Annotated in this window: 21 protein-coding genes; 14 read left to right on the forward strand and 7 right to left on the reverse strand. The window is 65.6% G+C overall.

Going from position 1 to position 22,647, the window contains the following annotated elements; genetic code table 11:
• The first annotated feature begins 118 nt into the window (after positions 1-118).
• Genes KNN17_RS10240 through KNN17_RS10270 form a run of 7 tightly spaced genes read left to right on the forward strand, consistent with a single transcriptional unit; the run spans position 119 to position 7,955 of the window.
• Positions 119-1,726, forward strand: coding sequence for a carboxyl transferase domain-containing protein (locus KNN17_RS10240; RefSeq protein ID WP_241708743.1), 1,608 nt, complete (start codon positions 119-121; stop codon positions 1,724-1,726).
• A gap of 4 nt (positions 1,727-1,730) precedes the next feature.
• Positions 1,731-3,884, forward strand: a complete 2,154-nt coding sequence (locus KNN17_RS10245) for an acetyl/propionyl/methylcrotonyl-CoA carboxylase subunit alpha (protein ID WP_241708745.1) — start codon at positions 1,731-1,733, stop codon at positions 3,882-3,884.
• 2 nt (positions 3,885-3,886) lie between these two features.
• Complete coding sequence (locus tag KNN17_RS10250) at positions 3,887-5,050, forward strand: acyl-CoA dehydrogenase family protein (protein ID WP_241708747.1); 1,164 nt, start codon at positions 3,887-3,889, stop codon at positions 5,048-5,050.
• Positions 5,051-5,069: 19 nt separating this feature from the next.
• Complete coding sequence (locus KNN17_RS10255) at positions 5,070-5,837, forward strand: CoA transferase subunit A (protein WP_241708748.1); 768 nt, start codon at positions 5,070-5,072, stop codon at positions 5,835-5,837.
• 2 nt (positions 5,838-5,839) lie between these two features.
• Positions 5,840-6,592 carry a CoA transferase subunit B gene (locus KNN17_RS10260; RefSeq protein ID WP_241708750.1) on the forward strand — a complete coding sequence of 251 codons (753 nt, stop codon included), beginning with the start codon at positions 5,840-5,842 and terminating at the stop codon, positions 6,590-6,592.
• Entirely contained in the window at positions 6,589-7,122 is a 534-nt protein-coding gene (locus KNN17_RS10265; RefSeq protein ID WP_241708752.1) for a MaoC family dehydratase, read from the forward strand. The genes KNN17_RS10260 and KNN17_RS10265 overlap by 4 nt, the downstream gene beginning before the upstream one ends.
• Positions 7,119-7,955 carry an HpcH/HpaI aldolase/citrate lyase family protein gene (locus tag KNN17_RS10270; protein WP_241708754.1) on the forward strand — a complete coding sequence of 279 codons (837 nt, stop codon included), beginning with the start codon at positions 7,119-7,121 and terminating at the stop codon, positions 7,953-7,955. The genes KNN17_RS10265 and KNN17_RS10270 overlap by 4 nt, the downstream gene beginning before the upstream one ends.
• A 4-nt stretch (positions 7,956-7,959) precedes the next feature.
• On the opposite strand, the gene KNN17_RS10275 is transcribed toward KNN17_RS10270, so the two are convergent.
• Positions 7,960-9,420: a lipase maturation factor family protein gene (locus KNN17_RS10275; RefSeq protein WP_241708755.1), complete on the reverse strand. Its 1,461-nt coding sequence runs from the start codon at positions 9,418-9,420 to the stop codon at positions 7,960-7,962.
• 38 nt (positions 9,421-9,458) lie between these two features.
• Between KNN17_RS10275 and dxr the strand changes: the two genes are divergently transcribed.
• The 5 genes from dxr (at position 9,459) to KNN17_RS10300 (ending at position 14,402) form a co-directional block, all read left to right on the forward strand.
• Entirely contained in the window at positions 9,459-10,643 is a 1,185-nt protein-coding gene (dxr, locus tag KNN17_RS10280; protein ID WP_241708757.1) for a 1-deoxy-D-xylulose-5-phosphate reductoisomerase, read from the forward strand.
• A gap of 17 nt (positions 10,644-10,660) precedes the next feature.
• Entirely contained in the window at positions 10,661-11,992 is a 1,332-nt protein-coding gene (locus KNN17_RS10285; protein ID WP_078105710.1) for a M50 family metallopeptidase, read from the forward strand.
• 33 nt (positions 11,993-12,025) lie between these two features.
• Entirely contained in the window at positions 12,026-12,319 is a 294-nt protein-coding gene (locus tag KNN17_RS10290; protein WP_078105709.1) for a YciI family protein, read from the forward strand.
• A 66-nt stretch (positions 12,320-12,385) separates the two neighbouring features.
• Positions 12,386-13,552, forward strand: coding sequence for a flavodoxin-dependent (E)-4-hydroxy-3-methylbut-2-enyl-diphosphate synthase (gene ispG / locus KNN17_RS10295; RefSeq protein ID WP_241708760.1), 1,167 nt, complete (start codon positions 12,386-12,388; stop codon positions 13,550-13,552).
• Positions 13,515-14,402 (forward strand): GNAT family N-acetyltransferase, encoded by an 888-nt coding sequence (locus KNN17_RS10300; RefSeq protein WP_241708897.1) that lies wholly within the window; start codon positions 13,515-13,517, stop codon positions 14,400-14,402. Before ispG ends, KNN17_RS10300 begins: the two co-directional genes overlap by 38 nt.
• Positions 14,403-14,473: 71 nt before the next feature.
• Here the strand turns inward: KNN17_RS10300 and KNN17_RS10305 are convergent, their stop codons facing one another.
• The 3 genes from KNN17_RS10305 to KNN17_RS10315 are packed head-to-tail and all read right to left on the reverse strand — an operon-like array spanning position 14,474 to position 16,604.
• Positions 14,474-15,100 carry a TetR/AcrR family transcriptional regulator gene (locus KNN17_RS10305; protein ID WP_241708761.1) on the reverse strand — a complete coding sequence of 209 codons (627 nt, stop codon included), beginning with the start codon at positions 15,098-15,100 and terminating at the stop codon, positions 14,474-14,476.
• Positions 15,097-15,840: an ABC transporter permease gene (locus KNN17_RS10310; RefSeq protein ID WP_241708898.1), complete on the reverse strand. Its 744-nt coding sequence runs from the start codon at positions 15,838-15,840 to the stop codon at positions 15,097-15,099. Before KNN17_RS10310 ends, KNN17_RS10305 begins: the two co-directional genes overlap by 4 nt.
• Before the next feature lie 8 nt (positions 15,841-15,848).
• Positions 15,849-16,604 (reverse strand): ABC transporter ATP-binding protein, encoded by a 756-nt coding sequence (locus KNN17_RS10315; protein ID WP_241708763.1) that lies wholly within the window; start codon positions 16,602-16,604, stop codon positions 15,849-15,851.
• 499 nt (positions 16,605-17,103) lie between these two features.
• Here KNN17_RS10315 and KNN17_RS10320 point away from each other — a divergent pair, with 499 nt between their 5' ends.
• Together KNN17_RS10320 and KNN17_RS10325 are read left to right on the forward strand one after the other, a co-directional pair.
• Positions 17,104-18,915: a proline--tRNA ligase gene (locus tag KNN17_RS10320; protein ID WP_241708764.1), complete on the forward strand. Its 1,812-nt coding sequence runs from the start codon at positions 17,104-17,106 to the stop codon at positions 18,913-18,915.
• Positions 18,912-19,709 carry a sulfite exporter TauE/SafE family protein gene (locus KNN17_RS10325; protein ID WP_241708769.1) on the forward strand — a complete coding sequence of 266 codons (798 nt, stop codon included), beginning with the start codon at positions 18,912-18,914 and terminating at the stop codon, positions 19,707-19,709. Before KNN17_RS10320 ends, KNN17_RS10325 begins: the two co-directional genes overlap by 4 nt.
• 51 nt (positions 19,710-19,760) lie before the next feature.
• Here the strand turns inward: KNN17_RS10325 and KNN17_RS10330 are convergent, their stop codons facing one another.
• The 3 genes from KNN17_RS10330 to KNN17_RS10340 are packed head-to-tail and all read right to left on the reverse strand — an operon-like array spanning position 19,761 to position 22,627.
• Positions 19,761-20,807 (reverse strand): aminoglycoside phosphotransferase family protein, encoded by a 1,047-nt coding sequence (locus KNN17_RS10330; RefSeq protein WP_241708770.1) that lies wholly within the window; start codon positions 20,805-20,807, stop codon positions 19,761-19,763.
• Between the two features lie 35 nt (positions 20,808-20,842).
• Positions 20,843-21,571, reverse strand: a complete 729-nt coding sequence (locus KNN17_RS10335; RefSeq protein ID WP_241708772.1) for a VIT1/CCC1 transporter family protein — start codon at positions 21,569-21,571, stop codon at positions 20,843-20,845.
• Positions 21,572-21,622: 51 nt separating this feature from the next.
• Positions 21,623-22,627, reverse strand: coding sequence for a DUF4439 domain-containing protein (locus tag KNN17_RS10340; RefSeq protein WP_241708774.1), 1,005 nt, complete (start codon positions 22,625-22,627; stop codon positions 21,623-21,625).
• Positions 22,628-22,647 lie beyond the last annotated feature (20 nt).

Raw genomic sequence — 22,647 nt, forward strand, 5'->3', positions numbered from 1 at the left:
CGGCACCGGGGTGGCCCGGTGCGGAGGCGATGGACAACACAGTTAATAGAGACTAACCTAAATTCCAGTTATGCGGTACTAACTGAGATGGCCCATGGGCCGGGATGGGACACAGTCGATGGAGACACTCGCCAGCCAGCTGGATACCAGCAGCGACCAGTTCGCGGCCAACGCGGAAGCGCAGCTGTCCCTGGTACACGAGCTGAAGAAGCGCCTTGCCGTGGCCGCGCTCGGCGGCCCGGAGAAGTCGCGCGAGCGGCACATTTCCCGGGGCAAGCTGTTGCCGCGCGAGCGCATCAACTACTTGTTGGACGAAGGAAGCCCTTTCCTGGAGATCGCCCCCTTGGCGGCCAACGGGATGTACAACGATGACTCGCCGGGCGCCGGCGTGATCGCGGGCATCGGCTTGGTCCACGGCCGCCAGGTGATGGTGGTTTCCAACGACGCCACGGTCAAGGGCGGAACGTATTACCCGATGACGGTGAAGAAGCACCTCCGGGCCCAGGAAATCGCCCTGGAAAACAAGCTGCCATGCGTCTACCTCGTGGATTCCGGGGGAGCGTTCCTGCCAAAGCAGGACGAGGTGTTCCCGGATAAAGAGCACTTTGGCCGGATCTTCTTCAACCAGGCGAAGATGTCCGCCGCAAAGATCCCGCAGATCGCGTCCGTCATGGGATCCTGCACCGCCGGCGGCGCCTACGTTCCCGCCATGAGCGACGAGACCGTCATTGTCCGCAACCAAGGCACCATCTTCCTGGGCGGGCCGCCCCTCGTGAAGGCCGCCATCGGTGAAATCGTAACGGCCGAGGAACTCGGAGGCGGCGACGTCCACTCGCGGATTTCCGGCGTGACGGACCACCTCGCCGAAAACGACGAGCATGCCCTGCAGATCGTCCGCGACATCGTCGCCACCCTGCCCCAGCCGGCGGCCCCGGCATGGGACGTGGACGCCGCCGTCGAACCCGTGGTGGACCCGGCCGAGATCTATGGTGCCGTTCCCACGGACGTCAACGCCCAGTACGACGTCCACGAAGTCATCGCCCGCCTGGTGGACGGCTCCAGGTTCCATGAGTTCAAGAGGAACTACGGCACCACCCTGGTGACTGGATTCGCGAAGCTCCATGGCCACCCCGTGGGTATCGTCGCCAACAACGGTGTGCTGTTCAGCGAGTCCGCCCTCAAGGGCGCGCACTTCATCGAGTTGTGCGACCAGCGCGGCATCCCGCTGGTCTTCCTGCAAAACCTCTCCGGCTTCATGGTGGGCAAGGACTACGAGCACGGCGGCATCGCCAAGAACGGCGCCAAGATGGTCACCGCCGTGGCTACCGCCCGCGTGCCCAAGCTGACCGTGGTAATCGGAGGTTCCTTCGGCGCCGGAAACTACTCCATGTGCGGCCGGGCCTACTCGCCGCGCTTCCTCTGGATGTGGCCGGCCAGCAGGATTTCGGTCATGGGCGGGAACCAGGCCTCCAGCGTGCTGGCCACCGTCAAGCGCGACCAGTACGAGGCCCGCGGCGAGGAATGGTCCGCCGAGGACGAAGAAGCCTTCAAAGCCCCCATCAAGCAGCAGTACGAGGACCAAGGCAGCCCCTACTACTCCACCGCCCGGCTCTGGGACGACGGCATCATCGACCCCGCAGACACCCGGCGCATCCTGGGCATGGCCCTCGATACCGTCTCCCGCCAATCCCTGCCGGAAACCTCCTTCGGCCTCTTCCGGATGTGACCCCATGACAATCAACTCCTTCGACACCGTACTTGTCGCCAACCGCGGCGAGATCGCCTGCCGCGTCATCCGTACCCTCAAGGCCATGGGCATCCGTTCGGTGGCGGTCTATTCAGACGCCGACGCCGGAGCCCGCCACGTGCGCGAAGCCGATGCTGCCGTCCGGATCGGTACTGCTGCGGCAGCTGACAGCTACCTCCGGATCGACGCGATCATCGAGGCCTGCCTGCAAAGCGGCGCGCAAGCCGTCCACCCCGGCTACGGATTCCTCGCCGAGAACGTGGAGTTCGCCAAGGCCCTGGACGCTGGCGGCATCGCGTTCATCGGCCCCGGCATCGACGCCATCGAAATCATGGGCGACAAGATCCGTTCCAAGAACAACGTCATGTCCTACGGCGTCCCCTGCGTTCCGGGGATCGCCGAACCCGGCCTGAGTGACGAGGAACTGATGGACGCGGCGCCCGGCGTCGGCTTCCCCCTGCTGATCAAGCCCTCGGCAGGAGGCGGCGGCAAAGGCATGCACACCGTGGAGCGGCTGGAGGACATGGCGGCGACCCTGCTGACGGCCCGCCGGGTGGCGGCGAGCGCCTTCGGCGATGACACGCTCTTCCTCGAGCGGCTCATCCAAACGCCCCGGCACATCGAAGTCCAGGTCCTCGCCGACAACCACGGCAACGTCATACACCTCGGCGAGCGCGAGTGTTCGCTCCAGCGCCGCCACCAAAAGGTGATCGAGGAAGCACCGTCCCCCTTGCTGGAGTCGCTCGCGAACGGCGCCGAGGTCCGGGCGCGGATCGGTGAGGCAGCCTGCCAGGCTGCCCGAAGCGTCAACTACAGCGGTGCGGGCACGGTGGAGTTCCTGGTCGCGGACGAGGATCCGGAGCACTTCTTCTTCATGGAGATGAACACCCGCCTCCAGGTGGAGCACCCGGTCACGGAGATGGTCACGGGCGTCGATCTGGTCGAATGGCAAGTGCGCGTCGCCGCAGGTGAGGTCCTCACGGTGGCGCAGTCCGACGTCGTGCTTGACGGCCACGCGGTGGAGGCACGCGTCTACGCGGAGGTTCCCGAACGCGGTTTCCTGCCGTCCATCGGCGAGATCGTGACGCTCCGGGAACGGGCAAGCAACGATCCGCACGTCCGCGTCGACTCGGCCATGCTTCCGGGACTGACCGTCACCGGCGATTACGATCCCATGCTCGCCAAGGTCATTGCGTGGGGACCGGACCGCAAGGCGGCGCTGGACACCCTCGACCACGCGCTGGGGGACTACGCGCTGCTGGGTGTGCACACGAACGTCGAATACCTGCGGCTCCTGATCAACGACGACGACGTCCGCGCCGGACGCCTCGACACCGGCTTGATCGAGCGCAAACTGGACGGGCTGGAATTCCGTCAAGCGAGCGACGTCGAGTTGATCGCCGCCGCGCTGCTCAACCGGACAGAACTGCTCAACCGGACAGAACTGCTCGGCCACTCGGAACCGGCTCCTGCTGGAACGGCTGCACCCTGGAACACCGCCGACGGCTGGCGCGTCGGCGCCCCCGCGCCGTGGAAGGCCACCATCGGACGTCCCGACGGCGGCCTGGCCACCGTGGGGCTGACGGTGAAAAGGCAGGGCTTCACGGCGCGAGTGGACGACGGCGTCGAGCATTCTGCCGCCCTGCGTCCGGGATCCGCGGGGCATGCGGTGCTGGTGCTCGACGGCGCCGAGCACCCCTTCGCGTACGGTTCACCGTCGCCGGTGGCCGGGACGCGCGAGCTCTGGCTCGGCAGCGACGGCTGGTCCTGCCGTTTGGAGATCCTGGACCGCGAGACCCGGATCCAACGCATCCTGGCGGCCATCCAGCGCGAAGAAAGCGCCGCGGATCCCGAAGTCCGGTCTCCCATGCCGGGAACCGTCGTCTCCGTTTCGGTGCACGACGGCGACCAGGTGGAAGCAGGCCAGGTACTCCTTTCCGTGGAGGCGATGAAGATGGAGCACCAACTGGTGGCCTCGGTGTCCGGCACCGTGCACCTCAGCAGCAAAACCGGGGACCTCGTGAAGGCAGATCAAGTCCTCGCCACCATCCACGTGTTGGCGGAACCCACCTCCGAAGCCGCATCGGAACCGGCCCCTGAACTTACAGCAGAAAACCAGAAAGACGAGGAAGTCTAGCCATGGCAAGTTTTGAACTCACCGAGGAATACCAGGACCTGAGCGACTCCGTCCGGGAATTCGCCGACGAGGTAGTGGCCCCCGTATCCACCAAGCACGACGAGGAACACAGCTTCCCGTACGAGGTCGTCAAGCAGATGGGCGAGATGGGCCTTTTCGGCCTGCCCTTCCCTGAAGAGTTCGGCGGCATGGGCGGCGACTATTTCGCGCTCGCCCTCGCGCTGGAACAACTGGGCCGGGTGGACCAGTCCGTGGCCATCACCCTCGAGGCGGGCGTATCGCTCGGAGCCATGCCGGTGTACCGCTTCGGCACCCAGGAGCAGAAGGAACACTGGCTGCCCCGGCTCACCTCGGCCGAAGCGCTCGCAGGCTTCGGCCTGACCGAGCCGGAAGCCGGCTCGGACGCCGGAGGCACCAAGACGAACGCGCACCTCGAGGATGGCCGCTGGGTCATCAACGGCAATAAGGAGTTCATCACCAACTCCGGGACCGACATCACCAGGCTCGTCACCGTCACCGCCGTCACCGGGCAGCACGAACGCAACGACGGGAGCATCAAAAAGGAAATCTCCACCATCCTGGTTCCCACCGACACGCCCGGTTTCACCGCCGAAAAGGCCTACAACAAGGTGGGCTGGAACGCCTCCGACACCCACCCGCTGACACTGAACAACGTGCGGGTGCCCGAAGAAAACCTGCTCGGTGTCCGGGGACGCGGCTACGCCAACTTCCTGTCCATCCTGGACGAAGGCCGCATCGCCATCGCCGCGCTCGCCACTGGCGCTGCCCAGGGCTGCGTCGATTTGTCGGTGAAATACGCCAAGGAACGCATGGCCTTCGGACAGAACATCGGCAAGTACCAGGCCATCCAGTTCAAGATCGCGCGCATGCAGGCACGGGCCCACACGGCACGCCTGGCCTACTACGATGCGGCCGCGAGGATGCTGGCAGGCAAGCCGTTCAAGACCGAAGCGGCCATCGCTAAGATGGTCGCAGGCGAGGGAGCCATGGACAACGCGCGGGACGCCACCCAGGTGTTCGGCGGCTATGGCTTCATCAACGAATTCACGGTGGCGCGCCACTACCGCGACTCCAAGATCCTGGAAGTCGGGGAAGGCACCACCGAGGTCCAGTTGATGCTCATCGCCCGCGAGCTGGGCCTTTAACCGTCAGGGAAGGTAAACGATGATTGACAAAGTTGTTGCCAGCGCCGCGGAAGCGGTGAAGGACATCCACGACGGCGCCTCTCTTGCCGTCGGCGGGTTCGGCTTGTGCGGTATCCCGGTGGCGCTGATCGATGCGCTCCACGATCAAGGCACCCGGGACCTTGAAACCGTCAGCAACAACTGCGGCGTGGACGACTGGGGCCTGGGCATCCTGCTGAGGGACGGGCGTATCCGCCGGACCATCAGCTCCTATGTCGGTGAGAACAAGGAGTTCGCACGCCAGTACCTCGCCGGTGAACTCGAGGTGGTCCTCACCCCGCAAGGTACTCTCGCCGAGAAACTGCGCGCCGGCGGCGCCGGCATCCCCGCGTTCTTCACCGCGGCCGGCGTCGGGACACAGGTGTCGGAGGGCGGACTCCCGCAAAAGTACGACGCCGACGGTAGCGTGGCGATCGCTTCCTCACCCAAGGAAGTGCGCACCTTCAACGGGGCGGACTATGTCCTGGAGGAATCCCTCACGCCCGATTTCGGACTGGTCCACGCCTGGAAGGGCGACCGCCACGGGAACCTTGTCTTCCACGCGACGGCCATGAACTTCAATCCACTCTGCGCCATGGCGGCACGGATCACCATCGCCGAGGTCGAAGAACTCGTGGAACCCGGCGAGCTCGATCCGGAGCATATCCACACCCCGGGCATCTTCGTCCAGCGGGTCGTGGTGGCGCCGGACACCGAGAAGCGCATCGAGAAGCGGACGGTCGCGTTGACCCGACAGGCAGGAGCGTAGCCATGGAATCGAACATCACCCAGGATGTGCCGCCGCGTCCCGAGGCGGTCAGGCACGAGTACCGCCGCGCCGGCGTCGAACACCACGAGGGCAAAGGCTGGACGCGGAACGAACTGGCCGCCCGCGTAGCCCGCGAACTGAGCAACGGGCAATACGTCAACCTCGGGATCGGCATGCCCACCCTGATTCCCAACTACATCCCCGAGGGCGTCGAAGTGATCCTGCATTCCGAGAACGGGATCCTGGGCGTGGGCCCCTATCCCGCCGACGATCAAGTGGATCCCGATCTGATCAACGCCGGCAAGGAAACGGTCACTGTCAACGCGGGTGCCGCGTTCTTCGACTCGGCAACGTCGTTCGGCATGATCCGTGGCGGCCATGTGGATGTCGCCGTGCTGGGCGCGATGGAGGTCGCGGCCAACGGGGACCTGGCCAACTGGATGGTGCCGGGCAAAATGGTCAAGGGCATGGGCGGCGCCATGGACCTGGTGTTCGGCGCGAAGCGGGTGATCGTGATGATGGAGCACGTGGACCGCAACGGCAAGCCCAAGATCGTCAAGGAATGCTCCTTGCCCGTCACGGGGAAGGGCTGCGTGGACCGGATCATCACCGACCTCGCCGTGATCGACGTCGTGTCCGAAGGCGGGGCATCGAGGCTCGTCCTGCGCGAATTGGCCCCGAATGTCTCCGCCGAGGACGTGGCCGCCGCGACCGGCGTCGAACTCTTCGAAGAGGACCAGGAGCTGACCGTATGACCAACGTCCCCGAATCCGGCGTCGCCGAACCCCGCATTGTCGAGCAGCGGGGCCTGTACTTCGACGAACTCGAGGAAGGCGTCGTGTACGCCCACCGGCCCGGGCGGACCGTCACGGAAACGGACAACGTCCTGTTCACCACGCTGACCATGAACACGCAAGCATTGCACCTGGACGCGGCGTGGAGCGCGAAGCAGCCTTTCGGCCAGAGGCTCATGAACTCGATGTTCACCTTGTCCACCATGGTGGGACAGTCCGTGACGCAACTGACCCAAGGCACCATCATTGCCCAACTGGGCCTCACGGACGTCTCATTCCCGCACCCGCTCTACCACGGTGACACCCTCTACACGGAGACTGTCATCACCGGGAAACGGGAGTCGTCGTCGCGTCCCGGGCAGGGCGTGGTGACCATGAAACACACCGGCCGCAACCAGGACGGGACGGTTGTGGCGCTGGCCACGCGGGCCTGCCTCATGTGGAGCCGGACCGCGCATCTGGAGGCACAACAGGGGACAATCAATACATGACCTTCACCATGGGCCCCGCTTTGCTTTTCTGCCCCGCCGACCGTCCGGAGCGGTTCCAAAAGGCCGCTGAGCGTTCCGACGCCGTCATCGTGGACCTCGAGGACGCCGTCGCCCCCGCAGACAAGAAGCGGGCGAGGGGCGCCATCCTCGCCCAGCTCGGCTCCGGCGGCGAGACGGCCGAACTCGACCCGAGCCGCACGATTGTGCGCGTCAATCCGGTCGGCACCGCGGACTTCGAGAAGGACCTGCACTGCCTCGCGCATACTCCCTACCGCACCGTCATGCTGGCGAAGGCCGAGACCGGTGAACAGTTGAAAGCACTCGAGGGATACCACGTCATTGCCCTCTGCGAGACGGCCAAAGGAATCGTCAACGCGGCTGAGATCGCCCAGGCCCCCAACGTCGTCGGACTCATGTGGGGCGCCGAGGACCTGATCGCCTCCATGGGCGGCACCTCCAGCCGCAAGGACGACGGCGGCTACCGTGCCGTCGCAATGCACTCGCGGTCCACGGTGCTGCTCGCGGCCAAGGCCGCAGGCAAGGAAGCGATCGACTCGGTCTACGTCGACATTCCCGATCTTGCCGGGCTGGCCGTCGAGTCTGCCGACGCCGTGGCCAGCGGGTTCGGCGCGAAGGCCTGCATCCACCCGAACCAGGTTGCCGTCGTCCGCGAAGCCTATGCGCCGTCGCCCGAGGCCGTCGCCGGGGCCCGGGACCTGCTTGACGCTGCGGCCGCGGCTGGAACGGGCGTGTTCCAATACAAAGGCAAAATGGTGGACGGTCCCATCCTGAAACACGCCGAATCCACGTTGCGCAGGGCCCGGCTTTCCTGAAGCGCTATTGACCGCGCCGTCGTGACTTCGGCAGGGACAACGGAGCGATGACCTCGTAGAGCTCCATGCGGATCCAGCGCTGCCCAGTCTCGCGGAACTCGGCCCTCGTGGCGAAGCGGTACAGGAAGCTGCGCGCCCGCACCCAACGCGGCGGCGCGCCGTCGAACGGGTCCTGGCGCAACAAGCGCAAGGTGGGCGGATCGGCGTCGAGCAGTTTGCCGAGGAACGCGTAGAACCATTCCTCGTGCACCGTACGCAAGGGCAGGAACCACATCAGCCAGTCGAGGCGCAAGTGGTACGGCGCCCATTGCCGGGGGAGCCGGCGGACGTCGCCGGGCTTGCCCTTGAAGCCGTATTCGCGCCAATCCGCCTCGTCGACCGGAACATCGGCCTGGGTGCCCTCCACCACGATTTCCACCCGGTGCCTTGTCACCGTGCCGAACGCCCCGTAGGTGTTGACCAATTGCCACCGGTTGAAGCTGGCGTTCATGAGCTGCCCCCGAGAGAGCAGGTTGCGGGCCGGCCAATAGCTGAGCACCACGAGGAGCACCGTCACCGCGAGGACGACGGCGAGCCACCACACCGGGGCCTGAGCCGTGGCCGGGTACCGCTGTCGCGGTATGAAAGGCAGCACGGCGTGGGCCTCCCGGTCGCTCACCGCAGCGAAGGCGAGCACGATCGCGGACCAATTGAGCCACGCGAAGTTTCCACTCCCCACAAGCCAAAGCTGCGTGAAGACGACAATTCCGGCAGCAATGGTGGCCAGCGGCTGCGGGGCGAACAGGAAGAACGGCACCACCAGCTGGGCGAAGTGGTTGCCGAGCACTTCCATCCGGTGCATCGGCTTGGGCAACAGATGCGCTTGGCGGCTCAATGGCCCCGGCATGGGCTGCGTCTCGTGGTGGTAGTACAGGGCGGTTAAATCACGCCACTCGCTTCCGCCGTGGATCTTGATCATGCCCGCGCCGAATTCGAGCCTGAATAGCAGCCACACGAGCAGGACGAGGATGGTTCTCGGCGGGGGAACCTGATCCGAACCGAGGAAGCCCACAGTGAAGCCCATCTCCAACAGCAGCATCTCCCAGCCGAAGCCGTAGAAGGTCTGTCCGACGTTGACGATCGACATGTAGAGCAACCACAACGCCAGGAACGCCGCCAAGGGAAGCCACGGCGGGCCCAGCTGCGGCAACCCGCCCACGAGGGTCAAGGACACGGCTAGCCCGGCAGCGCACACGGCCCGGAGCAACGCGTCCGAATACTTCCAACGGAACAGGCTGGGCCTGCGCAAGACCCTGTGGACGTCTACGTACCTCGGAACAGGCAGGAGCCCGTGCTCCCCGAGGAGCGCGGGAAACTGGTTGAGGCTGGACAGGAATGCGATGAAATAGAGCGCGGCCGTGCCGCGCTGTAGCACCTGCCGGGCGAATTCATAGTCCGGCGCCTCGAACCACGAGACCCAGTCCACAAACCAACGCTACGCCTGGGGTGCGGGATACTTAAGCAATGCAGCCGCGCAAGATCATCCTCCTCGGGTCCACTGGTTCCATCGGCACTCAAGCGATTGACGTCGTCGACGCCGCCCCGCATCTCTTCGAGGTCGTGGCACTGAGCGCGGGCGGCGGGAACCTTGAACTCATCGCGCGGCAGGCTGTTCACACCAAGGCCCAGGCAGTCGGCATTGCCTACGGCGATCCGCATGAACTCCGGAGACTCATCGGCGCTGCGGCCTCCGCCGCCGGACTCCGGAACTACGATCCGGCGATCATCACGGGGCCGGATGCGTCCACCAAGATCGCCGCGATCGAAGCGGACGTCGTACTCAACGGCATCACAGGATCGATCGGCCTGGCGCCCACGCTGGCAGCCCTCAAGTCCGGCGCGATCCTGGCCCTGGCGAACAAGGAATCCCTGATCGTCGGCGGCGCACTGGTGAAGGCCGCGGCCGCCGTCGACCAGATCGTGCCCGTGGATTCGGAGCACTCCGCCATCGCCCAATGCCTGCGGGCGGGAACCGACAAAGAGGTCGAGAAACTCATCCTGACGGCGTCCGGCGGACCTTTCCGGGGACGTAGCCGCGAGCAACTCCGCGACGTCACCCCGGCCGAGGCCCTTGCCCACCCCACGTGGGACATGGGCCTGATGGTCACCACCAACTCGGCAAGCCTGGTCAACAAGGGGCTGGAGGTCATCGAAGCCCACTTGCTCTTCGACGTCCCCTTGGACAGGATCGACGTCGTGGTGCACCCGCAATCCGTGGTGCATTCCATGGTGGAATTCGTGGATGGCTCCATCATTGCCCAGGCTTCTCCGCCGGACATGCGCCTCCCCATCGCCCTCGGGCTCGGGTGGCCGGACCGCGTGCCCCGCGCCGCAAAGCCCTGCGACTGGAGCCAGGCCACGAGTTGGACGTTCGAGCCCCTCGACTCGGTAGCCTTCCCGGCGGTGGAACTGGCCAAGGACGCAGCGAAGCAGGGGAGCACGTTCCCGGCGGTCTTCAACGCAGCCAACGAGGAAGCGGTGGAGGCCTTCCACGCCGGCAGGATCCGGTTCACCGACATCGTGGACACGGTGGAGTCCGTCCTCAGCGAACATTCAGGATCCTTGGAGCTGACAGTGGACTCCGTGTTGGATGCTGAGAGGTGGGCACGCACGCGCACCCACGATCGTTTAGCCAACAGCACCCTTTAGGAAGCAGTACTTAAGGCATGAATCCCGTCATTCTGTTCATTCTCGGAGTCGTCTTCGTCGCGATCGGCGTGGCTGTCTCCATTGCGCTGCACGAGGTGGGGCACTTGGTCCCCGCCAAGCTGTTCAAAGTGCGCGTCACGAAATACATGATTGGTTTCGGCCCTACCCTGTGGTCCAAGCGGAAAGGCGAGACCGAATACGGCGTCAAGGCCATCCCGTTGGGCGGCTACGTCGCCATGATCGGCATGTACCCGCCCAACAAGGAAGACGGCAGCGTCAGGCCGTCCAGCACCGGCATGTTCCAGACGCTCGCCACCGAGGCCCGGTCCGCGGCGCACGAGGAAGTTGGCCCCGGGGACGAGAACAGGGTCTTCTACAGGCTGCCGGTCTGGAAAAAGGTCATCATCATGCTGGGTGGCCCGGCCATGAACCTGCTCATCGGCCTGGTCCTGACCGCGGTGCTGCTCATGGGCTTCGGCGTGTCCTCGGCCACCACCACCATTGCCGAAGTGTCCAAGTGCCAGGTCAAGGCCGGTGAGACCGTCGATCCGAACTCCCCGAACTGCCAGCTGACCCCGGCTGCGGTGGCCAAGCTCCAGCCCAACGACGTCGTCACCAGCTTCGATGGCAAGCCCGTGACGAGTTGGGCTGAAATGAGCGGCTGGATCCGGGCATCCGCCGGCAAGTCTGTCCAGATCACCGTGGATCGTGGCGGCAAGAGCGTCACCACGCAGGTAACCCCGGTGCTTTCCGCGCGCCCCGTCGTTGGGGACAACGGCCAGCAGGCCAAGGGCGCGGACGGCAAGCCGTTGTACGAGCAAGTCGGGTTCCTTGGCATCGGTGCGCAGACCGCCATGGTGCCCCAACCGGCGTCGACCGTTCTTCCGATGGCAGGCGAGAACATCAAACAGATTGCCGGAGTCATCCTCAACCTGCCCGCGAGGGTGGTCGGCGTGGCGCAAGCGGCTTTCGGTTCCGAGCCGCGAGATCCCAATGGCCCGATCAGCGTGGTGGGTGTCGGCCGGGTGGCCGGTGAAGTGGCTGCCATGGACCAGGTTCCGCTGCAATCGCGCATCGGGGCCCTCGTGGGACTCCTCGCAGGACTGAACTTCGCCCTCGCCATCTTCAACCTGGTTCCGCTCCTGCCGCTCGACGGCGGACATGTTGCGGGCGCGCTCTACGAGGGAGCCCGCCGTCGGATCGCCAAGCTGTTCGGCAAACCGGATCCGGGAGCTTTCGACATCGCCAAGCTCCTGCCGCTTACCTACGTCGTGGCGAGTGTCCTCATGGCCATGAGCGCGCTGCTGATCTACGCGGACATCGTCAAGCCCGTCAACCTCTTTGGCTGATGCTGAATTGTGCCGGGGGGATAGGCTATCCATATGACTGTTTTCGCTGTTGAGTACGTGTACGACGCCGAGTCCGCCGAGGTGCGCGACGCGAACCGCCCTGCCCACCGTGCCTGGCTCGCCAGCCTCGCCGAGCAGGGAACCCTGCTGGCGAGCGGCCCTTACACCGACGGCGCTGGTGCGCTGCTGCTGCTCGAGGCCGCCGACGAGTCCGAGTTGAACGCCACGCTGAAGGAGGATCCGTTCGCCGCCGTCCGCGGGATTGCTGGCATCCGGACATCGGAGTGGAACCCCGTGATCGGAATGCTCTCCGCCCACGCTTCCTAGCAGCTTGACCGGCCGGAGTCCGGACTCCGGCCCCACGATCCACCCATTTCAACCCAAGGAGTCCACGTGACCTCGGTCAGCCTGGGAATGCCGTCAGCCCCGCCCCCCGTTCTCGCGCCCCGCCGCAAGACCCGCCAGATCAAGGTGGGGTCGGTCGGCGTCGGCTCCGATTCACCCATCAGCGTGCAATCGATGACCACCACGCCCACGACGGACATCAACGCCACGCTGCAGCAAATCGCGGAGCTGACGGCGTCCGGCTGCGACATCGTGCGTGTCGCCTGCCCCTCCGCGGACGACGCCGAGGCATTGCCGATCATCGCCCGCAAGTCCCAGATTCCCGTGATCGCGGATATCCACTTCCAGCCGAAGTACGTCTTCGCCGCGATCGAAGCCGGTTGCGCCGCGGTGCGCGTCAATCCGGGCAATATCCGCAAGTTCGACGACCAGGTGAAGGAGATCGCCAAGGCCGCCAAGGACCACGGCACGTCGATCCGGATCGGCGTCAACGCAGGATCCCTGGAGCCCGGCATCCTGAAGAAGCACGGCAAGGCCACCCCGGAAGCCCTCGTGGAATCGGCCGTGTGGGAAGCGTCGTTGTTCGAGGAACACGGCTTCCACGATTTCAAGATCTCCGTCAAGCACAACGACCCCGTCATCATGGTGGCGGCCTACGAGATGCTTGCCGAAAAGGGCGACTGGCCCCTGCACCTTGGCGTGACCGAGGCCGGACCGGCTTTCCAGGGCACCATCAAGTCCGCCACGGCGTTTGGTGCGCTGCTGTCCCGGGGCATCGGCGACACCATCCGCGTGTCCCTCTCCGCGCCGCCTGTTGAGGAAATCAAGGTCGGCAACCAGATCCTGCAGTCACTCAACCTGCGCCCCCGCAAGCTCGAAATCGTCTCCTGCCCGTCATGCGGACGCGCCCAGGTGGACGTCTACACGCTGGCCGAGCAGGTCACGGCCGGGCTCGAAGGAATGGAGATTCCGCTGCGGGTCGCCGTCATGGGTTGCGTGGTGAACGGACCGGGTGAGGCCCGTGAAGCCGATCTTGGTGTGGCGTCCGGAAACGGCAAGGGACAGATCTTCGTGAAGGGCGAAGTCATTAAGACTGTCCCCGAGAGCCAGATTGTTGAGACACTGATCGAAGAGGCCATGCGTATCGCCGAAGAGATGGGGGAGGCCGATGGCGAAGATGCTGTCAAGGGTAGCCCCGTGGTTAGCGTCTCGTAGCGAGACAGCCGCCGATGGGATTTCCGTCCGGGTGCTCGGCGCTGCCGACACCCCGGCCCTTCGCGTGCTCGCGATGGAAGACCCCGTAGCGAATGTCTTCATTCTGGCGCACCTCGATTCGTCGGGAAGCGCCGCACCCACGGCGGGTGGCGCGAGCGTCTTCGGAGTGTTCGACGGCGACGCCCTGGTGGGTGCCTGCTGGGCCGGCGCCAACCTGGTTCCGGTGCAGTTGGACCCTGACCTGGCGTCACGCGTCGCGGCGGTTGCCCACCGGGCCGGCCGCCGCTATGCCTCGATTTTCGGGCCCGCGGAGACCGTGCTGGCACTCCATTCGCGCTTGGAGGAACTGGGGCATTTCGCCCACGAGGTGCGTGCCGACCAGCCGCTCCTGGCCATATCCGGGCCACCCGCCGTCGACGCCAATCCGCAGCTCGGCTTCGGCAACATTGCGGACTTCGACCGGATCCTGCCCGCCTGTGCCGCCATGTTCGAAGAAGAAGTGGGGTATTCACCTTTTCTTGGGAGCGAGGACTTCTACAGCCGCCGGGTGTCCGGACTGATCCGGCAAGGCCATTCCCTGGTGCACATCGACGCGGACGGCACAGTGAAGTTCAAAGCCGAACTCGGGGCCGTCACCGCCCAGGCCACCCAGGTGCAGGGCGTGTGGATGAACCCCGAGTTCCGCGGCCAAGGACTCAGCGCAGGGTACATGGCAGGAGTGGTGGTCCTGGCGCAGAAGTTCGCGCCGATCACGAGCCTCTACGTCAACGAATACAACACCAGGGCACGCGCCACGTACGAGCGCGTGGGATTCCAACGCCTCGGAACCTTCGCCACGGTCCTGTACTGACCGGCCCAACCCCGTACTGACCGGTCCAACTAACTCGCAGTAGATGTCGTTTTGAGGGTTCATAACGACAACTACTGCGAGTCAGTTGGGTGGGCGAGCTCGCCGGTGAGGTAGTGCTGGACGTTCGGGGCCACGAGCCGGACCACCTCGTCCTGGGAAGCGGAAGCCAACGGTTCCAGCCGGACCACGTAGCGCATCAGCATGAGCCCCACTACCTGCGTGGCAACGAGGTTGCCGCGCATTTTCGCCTCCTCGGGGGAGCCGGGAAGGCCCGCCGTGATCCTGGACAGGATGGTCCTCGCCACCATCTCCCGCAGCAAGGCGGTCTTGGCCTTGGAACCGATCGTTCCCCTGACGAAGGCGACAAGCCCGTGTTGCGCCGGGCTTTCCCACAGCCGCAACACGGCGCGGACGATTGCTTCGGCGCGTTGCCCAGGATCGAGTTCTTCGACGCCTGCAAGGACCTCGTCGGGATCCGCCGGGAGCTCGATGCTCTGGGCGAAAAGCTCGTCCTTGCCCTTGAAGAAATGGTGGACCATGGCCGGGTCCACTTCCGCTTCACGGGCCACTTGCCGCAGGCTCGTCCCGTCGAAACCGTGCTCGGCGAAGAGCCGGCGCGCTGTGGCCAGGATCAGTTCGCGGGAGTCGCTGCCGCCGCTCCGGCGTCCCCGCCGCAGGGGAGGCAAGGCGCCGCTCACGAGGTCCGCCGTCGGAGGGTGAACGATGCCAGGACCAGTACTCCGATGACGATCGCCGCCATGATCCCGGCATCCTGCCACATGGTTTGCGTCGCTTCGGTGTTGTCGGCGATCTGCTGGAGCGCATCGACCGAAAACGTCAGCGGAAGCACATTGGAGATGCCCTCCAGGAGGCTGTTCATGTGGTCCCTGGCCACGAAAAGCCCGCACAACAGGATCTGCGGAATGACCACGACGGGCATGAACTGCACCGCCTGGAATTCGGTCCGTGCAAAGGCTGAGCACAAGAGGCCGAGCGCGACGCCCAGCACGGCATTGATGACGGCGATCATCACGACGTAACCAGGACCGCCCTTGATGTCCAGGTTGAAGATCCAGTAGGCCACAGCCGTGGCGACAAGGGATTGGAGAGCGGCCATGATGGAGAACGCCAACGCATAGCCGAACAGGAGATCGGCTTTGTGGATGGGCGTCGTCAGGAGCCGTTCCAACGTCCCCGAGGTTCTTTCGCGCAACATCGTGATCGACGTGACCAGGAACATCACCACAAACGGGAAAATGGCCAGCATCATGAGTCCCACACGGTCAAAGGTCCGGGGGAATCCGGGAGGCAGGGTTTCGTTCTCGTAGAGATAGTAGACGCCCGTGAGAAGCAGGGCCGGAACCACCATGATGAGGGCGACGCTGCGGTGGTCGTGGCGCAGTTGGTCCAAAACCCGCTTGGTGGTGGCAAACATCATCCGTGGATTCATGACGCCACCTGGCGTTCGTTGGCACTCCGGCGATTCGGGACGCCGCTTGTTTCCCGGATGATGTGCAGGAAGGCCTGTTCCAAGTCGTTGCTGTGGCCCCGCTCGCTGAGTTCCGCCGGACTGAGCTGCGCGAGCAGCAAACCTTCGCGGAGCAGGAGCAGCGATGAACAGTGCGAGGCCTCTTCCATGACATGGCTCGACACCAACAGGGTGGTGCCGGCTTCGGCCATGGCGGCAAACCGTTCCCACAGCTCGGCACGCAGGACGGGATCCAAACCCACCGTCGGTTCGTCGAGGATCAGCAGCTTGGGACGCGAGACGAGCGCGCAGGCCAGCGAGACCCGGCTGAATTCGCCGCCGGACAGGTCCGCCGTCCTTTGCCGTGCCAGCGTTTCGAGCCCGACGGCGGCAATCGCCTCCGCGGTGTCGGCCGCCGAGACGCCGTGCATGGCTCCGAAATACCTGACGTTCGCTTCGACGCTGAGGTCCGTGTAGACGCTCGGTGCCTGGGTGACGTATCCGACGTCGTGCCGCAAGGACGGCGTACCGGCGGGTCGGCCCAATACTTCCACGCTGCCGGCGGTGAGCCGCTGGACCCCCACGATGCAGCGCATGAGGCTTGTCTTTCCGCTCCCGGAGGGTCCGAGCAGGCCCGTGATCCGCCCGGTCTCCATGGCGAAGTCCACGCCGCGCAGGATCTTTTTATGGCCGCGGGTGACGTGCAGGCCTTCCGCTTTGACGGCCGGAGGCATGCCCGGCGCATTACTTCCTGGTGCACTGTGGGACATCGTCGCCTCCGGGATAACTTATTCATCAGGTGATGAATAAAAGGTAGGCCCGCAACCGGTTGGCGTCAACAAAAAATTGATAAGTCCAAGCCCTTGAAAAAAGTGTCCGCAATCACATAAGTTCAGATCAGCCGTGTCGCTGGGGCGCGGATGGTTTCAGAGAGGAAACACAGACAAATGACTGTAAGCGTTGATCTTTTGAAGGCATCCGACAGGTCTCACTGAGCCTCCAAGACAGCGCGAGCGGCCGAGCGGCCGCTGAGCCACGCCATGGCAGGATGACCAGCCGCCCAGCGGCCAGGGGCTTCCTCGCACCATGGCGTGGCTCCTCTTCGTTCGGGGCCTCTCCTGCCTTGGGGGAGGAACCCAGGCGAGTGGCACCGGCAGGTTCACCGGCCGCAAGCCGGTAGATTGGTACACAGTAGTTTTTGCCAGCTCTTGCCATAGAAACGGATTCTGCCCCGTGGTCCTTCGCCTCTCCCAGCTGTTCCTGCGCACCCTGCGTGAAGATCCCGTCGACGCCGAAGTCGCAAGCCACAAACTCCTGGTCCGCGCGGGCTACATCCGCCGTGCCGCGCCCGGCATCTACACGTGGCTGCCTTTGGGACTGAGTGTGCTGCGCAAGGTCGAGCAGATCATCCGCGAGGAAATGGCCGCCATCGGCGCCCAGGAAGTCCACTTCCCGGCACTGCTGCCCCGGGAACCCTATGAGGCAACCAACCGCTGGACCGAATACGGCGAGGGGCTGTTCCGGCTCCAGGACCGCAAGGGTGCCGACTACCTTCTCGCGCCCACCCACGAGGAAATGTTCACCCTCCTGGTCAAGGACCTGTACTCCTCGTACAAGGACCTGCCGCTGAGCCTCTACCAGATCCAGAACAAGTACCGCGACGAAGCGCGTCCCCGCGCGGGGCTCCTCCGCGGCCGCGAATTCATCATGAAGGATTCGTACTCCTTCGACGTCGACGACGCCGGCCTGGACGCGAGCTACGCGGCCCACCGCGCCGCGTACCTGAAAATCTTCGAGCGCCTCGGCCTTGAGGTCATCCCCGTCGCCGCCACGGCAGGCGCCATGGGCGGATCCAAGAGCGAGGAGTTCCTGCACCCCACCGAGATCGGCGAGGACACCTTCGTGCGCTCGGCAGGCGGGTACGCGGCCAACGTCGAAGCCGTGACCACCGTGGTCCCGGCCGACATCGATTTCAGCAACGCGCCTCCAGCACGCGTCCTGGACACGCCTGACACGCCCACCATCGAAACCCTGGTGGCGGCCGCCAACCAGCTCGCTCCCCGCAGCGATTCCGACGGCGGCGCCTGGACTGGCGCCGACACCCTCAAGAATGTGGTCCTCGCCGCCACTCTGCCCACCGGTGAGCGCCAGATCGTGGTCATCGGCGTCCCCGGAGACCGCGCCGTGGACCTCAAGCGCGTCGAAGCCAACATCGGTTCATTCCTGCCCATTGCCGGAGAGATCGGCCTCGAAGCGGCCAACGAGGACGACCTCAAGAAGATCCCGGAACTCGTCAAGGGCTACATCGGCCCCGGCCTGGCCCTCGGCGAGGCCGTGCTCGGCCTCGAAGGCACGTCCAAGCTGCTCTTCCTGGTGGACCCCCGGGTTGTCCCGGGCACCAGCTGGGTCACCGGCGCGAACGAAGACGGCAAACACGTCTTCGGCCTCGTCGCCGGGCGCGACTTCGCCTGGGACGGCGTCATCGAATGCACCGAGGTTCGCGCGGGAGACGATGCCCCGGACGGCTCCGGTCCCTTGGAGACTGCGCGCGGCATCGAAATGGGCCACATCTTCCAGCTCGGCCGCAAGTACGCCGAAGCCCTCGACCTGAAGGTCCTTGACCAGAACGGCAAGCAGGTCGTGGTCACGATGGGCTCGTACGGCGTCGGCGTGACCCGTGCCGTGGCCGCCCTGGCCGAGGCCAACAACGACGACCGTGGCTTGATCTGGCCGCGCTCCGTGGCCCCCGCGGATGTCCACGTGGTCGCCGTCGGACGCGGCGAGGAAATCTTCGCGGCGGCGGAAAAGCTGTCCGCCGAACTCGAAGCCGCCGGCCTCGACGTGATCTACGACGACCGCCCCAAGGTTTCCCCCGGCGTGAAGTTCGGCGACGCCGAGCTCGTGGGCGTCCCCACCATCGTGGCGGTCGGCCGCGGCCTGGTGGACGGCGTTGTGGAGATCAAGGACCGTCGTACCGGAGAGGCCGAGAACGTGGCAGTCGAGAAGGCTGCCGACTACGTGGTCAACGCCGTACGCCAGAAGTGATCTCCGGCTTCGAGTCGGTCCAGCTCACCACGCTCCTCATGATCGTGGTGGCCGGATTCGCTGCCGGCTGGATAGACGCCGTGGTGGGCGGCGGGGGACTGATCCAGCTCCCCGCCTTGCTCCTGGTTCCGGGGATCACCCCGGTCCAGGCGCTGGCCACCAACAAAATGGGCTCCATCTTCGGGACGACAACGAGCGCGGTCACTTATTACCGCCGGGTCGGTCCTGACCTCAAGACGGCCATCCCGATGGCGGTGATTGCCCTCGCGGGCAGTTTCGGCGGTGCCGTCCTGGCAGCCAACCTTCCCGCGAGCGTATTCAAACCCATCATCGTGGTGGCGCTGATCGCCGTCGCGCTCTTCACCGCGCTGCGGCCCAACGCCGGCGAGTTGACGGCCCTGCGTCACGACGGCCACACGCACTATGTCGTGGCGTGCGCCATCGGCGCGGTGATCGGGTTCTACGACGGTCTGATAGGTCCCGGAACAGGCTCGTTCCTGGTGATCGCCCTCGTCTCCGCCATGGGCTATGCGTTCCTCGAGGCCAGCGCCAAGGCGAAGATCGTCAACATGGCCACCAACGCCGGAGCCCTCTTGTTCTTCCTGCCGCACGGATCGCTGCTGTGGGGCGTCGGCGCCGTGCTGGGCCTGTCGAACATGGCCGGTGGCTACCTGGGCGCCCGGACCGCCGTGAAACAAGGCAGCGGATTTGTGCGGATCGTGTTCCTGATCGTCGTCGGCGCGTTGATCATCAAACTCGGCATGGATGTCTGGAACGACTACGTCGCCACGTAGCGTTACGGACCCCGGGAGCGATCGCCGGCGCGAAGCCGCGGAAGTCTGACGCTAGCTCGAGGCGGCCTGTCCCGGTTCGGGAAGGTCGTGAGCTGCGGGCAGCCCGTCCAGCGGCCGTCCCGCAAGGGTGCTGGCCACCCACAAGGAGCGCGCCAGATCGCCTTCATGGCGTGGTTTGCCGGCATACGACAGCGCGTTTTCGACCTCGCGGACCAAACTCCATTCCCGGGCCGCTTCGCCGTCCAGGCCGGCCGCGCTGCTGAAATCCGCGCAGCGCTCCAGGAGGGCGACTTCCGGCGCCGTCCTGGAGAGATCGCGGATGCGGTTCCATAGGATCGGGGCGACGGCGAATTCCGCCTCACCGATCATCGGTTGCGGATCGATCGCCACGTAGGCGCGTTTGCCCGCTGACCCCGCCCCCTTGAACGCGCCACCGGGGGAGCCGTTGAGATGGGGGAGGATGTTCATGAAATGCAGGTCGCAATGCACCAGCACGTCCCGGCCCGAGCGCCGACCTACTGCGCCCCGCGTCTGGCATACCTCCAAAGCGGCTTCGAGGAGCCACCGGGGAAAGGGCTGACCCAGGTGCTCCCAATCGGCAGGCAACTCATCGCTCCAGCGTTCGGCCCGGGCCGCGATGTGCTCAAACTCTTTCCATTCGGACCGCTCGTCCGGTTCGATGCTGAGTTCCCGCACGAGCGTTCCCCAGACGTCGCGCGCTTCATCCATCCGGGCGCCCTGCAGCCAGCTGACGGCGTCGAGCCGCTCCAGGACCATCGCGCAGGAGGCGGCATCGGCGTCGAGCAGCCTGACGGCTCCGTTGCCTCCCCACAGGGCCAGGGCATGCCGTTCGACGAGGGCCTCCTCGTGCGGGAACGCTATTTTGAGCACCGAACGGGCACCGTCGTAGAGGACCGGAATGACGATGCCGCCATGGCCATTCCATGGTTCCGCGCCGGGTTCCAGGTCGACGGACAGCTGCCAGCGTTCCAGGCTCGCGTTGATCAGCCCGGGCAGCCCTGAGAGCCACGCGCGCCCCTCCGCTGTGCGGGAGTAGCGTGCCTGGAGGTCGCCAGGGATGGAAACGAAGGTAGTCATCACTGTCAGACTACCCAAGCCGGTCCCGGAGTGGTTCAGACCACTCCGGAGGAGCCCAGGAGGCTTCCGATCAGGAAGGTCGCGGCCAGCGCAAGGGCTCCGCCGATGACGACCCGCACGGCGGCACGGGTCTTCGAGCTGCCGCCGATCCATGCTCCAAGGGCACCCGTGATGGCCAACGCGAGCAGCACGGAAATGAAGGTCAGGGGTACACGCAGGCCCGGGGGCGGGAGCAGGATCGCGAGCAGGGGCAGTACCGCGCCGAGGGTGAAGGCAATGGCGGAGGCGAAGGCCGCATGCCACGGGCTCACGATGTCGTCCTCGTCGATGTTCAATTCGGCGGAAAGGTGGGCGGCCAAGGCATCGTGTTCCGTCAATTCGACGGCTACTTTCCGCGCGGTTTCAGGACGCAGGCCCTTGGCCTCGTAGATCGCAGTCAGTTCGGCCAGCTCTTCTTCGGGTTCCTCGGCGAGTTCCCGGCGCTCCTTCTCGATGAGTGCCTTTTGGCTGTCGCTTTGGCTGCTGACGGATACGTACTCGCCGAGTGCCATGGACACCGCACCGCCCACGAGCCCGGCTGCTCCAGCGGTGAGGATGGCGCCGGTACTCGTCGTGGCGCCGGCGACGCCCACCACGATGGCGGCAACGGAGACGATTCCGTCGTTGGCGCCAAGGACTCCGGCCCGAAGCCAGTTGAGCCGGTGGGCGAGGTCGTTGGCGTGTGGTTCGTTTTCATGCAGGGCTGCAGTTTCGATGGAAGCCATGGTACAAGCCAAACACTCCGGGACGGCTGCCGCCAGCAAAGAAAGGCTTTCCTATGGAGACGGAGTTCCTGACGGCAGCGGCGGCAGTGCCGCGTTGTCGACGGAAAGTCCCGCGAACGGGCCAACCGGAGTTCCCCAGGCCTGGCTGCGTTTCGCGGCGTCGACAAGCCCGTCGATGGCCCATTGGCGCGTCCCGCCGTCCGACAACGCCACGAGGTCGGCATAGGCCGTCAGTGAGCTGGACTCCATGCTGCCCAGCGCCAGGGCGGGTTTGGCGGCGAAAGTGGCGGGCAGCCGATAACCGGCTTCCCGCGGAGGTGTGGCGATGCAGTGCAGCCTGCCCTGGGCTTCCGCTCCACGGAGCAGTTCCTGATGACGGGCCAACCAGGTGGCTGCCGTCGCGGAAGCCTTCGCGTCCAGCCTGGTCAAGGCCACCTGGTACGCATAGATCGACTCCTGCTCGGAGCTGACGACGGCAGCCAGGGCGGCCGGCAGATCTGCCGCGGTGGGCGCTGTTCCGGGTGTCGGTGCAGTGGTCGACGTACCCGGCGATGCAGGGCAGCTTGGCGGCGGGGTCGGGGCGGAACCGGCCGCGGCCGGGGTCGACGGTGCCGGCAAGCCCCACGCCACGGCCAGCCGCGATGACTCAAGCAGCTGGGCGGTCCCGACGGCGGCAAGCAGCCGTGCCATGCCGCCGTCGGCGTCCGCCGCGTCCGCCAAGCGACGGGACGCGCTCGAGGTGAGTTCTGAGACAAAGGCCGCCCGGGTCGGGCGGTCCTGGGTGGCGCCGGGGCTGGTGGAAGCCGAGGGCATGGTCGATGGCGACGAACCGGGAAGCGGAAGCAGCGCGCGCGTCTGGATTGTCAGCAACATCACAGTGTCGGTGCTCTCCAGGGCCGAGGCGCTGCCCAAAAGCGCCTCGGTCGACGACAGCGCTGCGGAACGGGCAGTTTCGGAAAACGGCACCGCTTGCGGCTTTCCGGCGTCCCGCGGGACAACGACGGCGCCCACTCCGAGGACGAGGACTGCGAGGAAAGCCAGGAGGAGGCCTTTCATCCAGCGACGGCTCCGTGGTT

The organism is Arthrobacter bambusae, assembly GCF_022606295.1.
In the GTDB taxonomy this organism is placed as follows: domain Bacteria; phylum Actinomycetota; class Actinomycetes; order Actinomycetales; family Micrococcaceae; genus Arthrobacter; species Arthrobacter bambusae_A.

What these genes read in the sequence shown, in the direction of transcription:
- KNN17_RS10240 (WP_241708743.1), top strand. Translation starts at nt 119, where the DNA reads ATGGAGACACTCGCCAGCCAGCTGGATACCAGCAGCGACCAGTTCGCG.
- KNN17_RS10245 (WP_241708745.1), top strand. Translation starts at nt 1,731, where the DNA reads ATGACAATCAACTCCTTCGACACCGTACTTGTCGCCAACCGCGGCGAG.
- KNN17_RS10250 (WP_241708747.1), top strand. Translation starts at nt 3,887, where the DNA reads ATGGCAAGTTTTGAACTCACCGAGGAATACCAGGACCTGAGCGACTCC.
- KNN17_RS10255 (WP_241708748.1), top strand. Translation starts at nt 5,070, where the DNA reads ATGATTGACAAAGTTGTTGCCAGCGCCGCGGAAGCGGTGAAGGACATC.
- KNN17_RS10260 (WP_241708750.1), top strand. Translation starts at nt 5,840, where the DNA reads ATGGAATCGAACATCACCCAGGATGTGCCGCCGCGTCCCGAGGCGGTC.
- KNN17_RS10265 (WP_241708752.1), top strand. Translation starts at nt 6,589, where the DNA reads ATGACCAACGTCCCCGAATCCGGCGTCGCCGAACCCCGCATTGTCGAG.
- KNN17_RS10270 (WP_241708754.1), top strand. Translation starts at nt 7,119, where the DNA reads ATGACCTTCACCATGGGCCCCGCTTTGCTTTTCTGCCCCGCCGACCGT.
- dxr (WP_241708757.1), top strand. Translation starts at nt 9,459, where the DNA reads ATGCAGCCGCGCAAGATCATCCTCCTCGGGTCCACTGGTTCCATCGGC.
- KNN17_RS10285 (WP_078105710.1), top strand. Translation starts at nt 10,661, where the DNA reads ATGAATCCCGTCATTCTGTTCATTCTCGGAGTCGTCTTCGTCGCGATC.
- KNN17_RS10290 (WP_078105709.1), top strand. Translation starts at nt 12,026, where the DNA reads ATGACTGTTTTCGCTGTTGAGTACGTGTACGACGCCGAGTCCGCCGAG.
- KNN17_RS10300 (WP_241708897.1), top strand. Translation starts at nt 13,515, where the DNA reads ATGCTGTCAAGGGTAGCCCCGTGGTTAGCGTCTCGTAGCGAGACAGCC.
- KNN17_RS10310 (WP_241708898.1), bottom strand. Translation starts at nt 15,840, where the DNA reads ATGATGTTTGCCACCACCAAGCGGGTTTTGGACCAACTGCGCCACGAC.
- KNN17_RS10315 (WP_241708763.1), bottom strand. Translation starts at nt 16,604, where the DNA reads ATGCCTCCGGCCGTCAAAGCGGAAGGCCTGCACGTCACCCGCGGCCAT.
- KNN17_RS10330 (WP_241708770.1), bottom strand. Translation starts at nt 20,807, where the DNA reads ATGACTACCTTCGTTTCCATCCCTGGCGACCTCCAGGCACGCTACTCC.
- KNN17_RS10335 (WP_241708772.1), bottom strand. Translation starts at nt 21,571, where the DNA reads ATGGCTTCCATCGAAACTGCAGCCCTGCATGAAAACGAACCACACGCC.
- KNN17_RS10340 (WP_241708774.1), bottom strand. Translation starts at nt 22,627, where the DNA reads ATGAAAGGCCTCCTCCTGGCTTTCCTCGCAGTCCTCGTCCTCGGAGTG.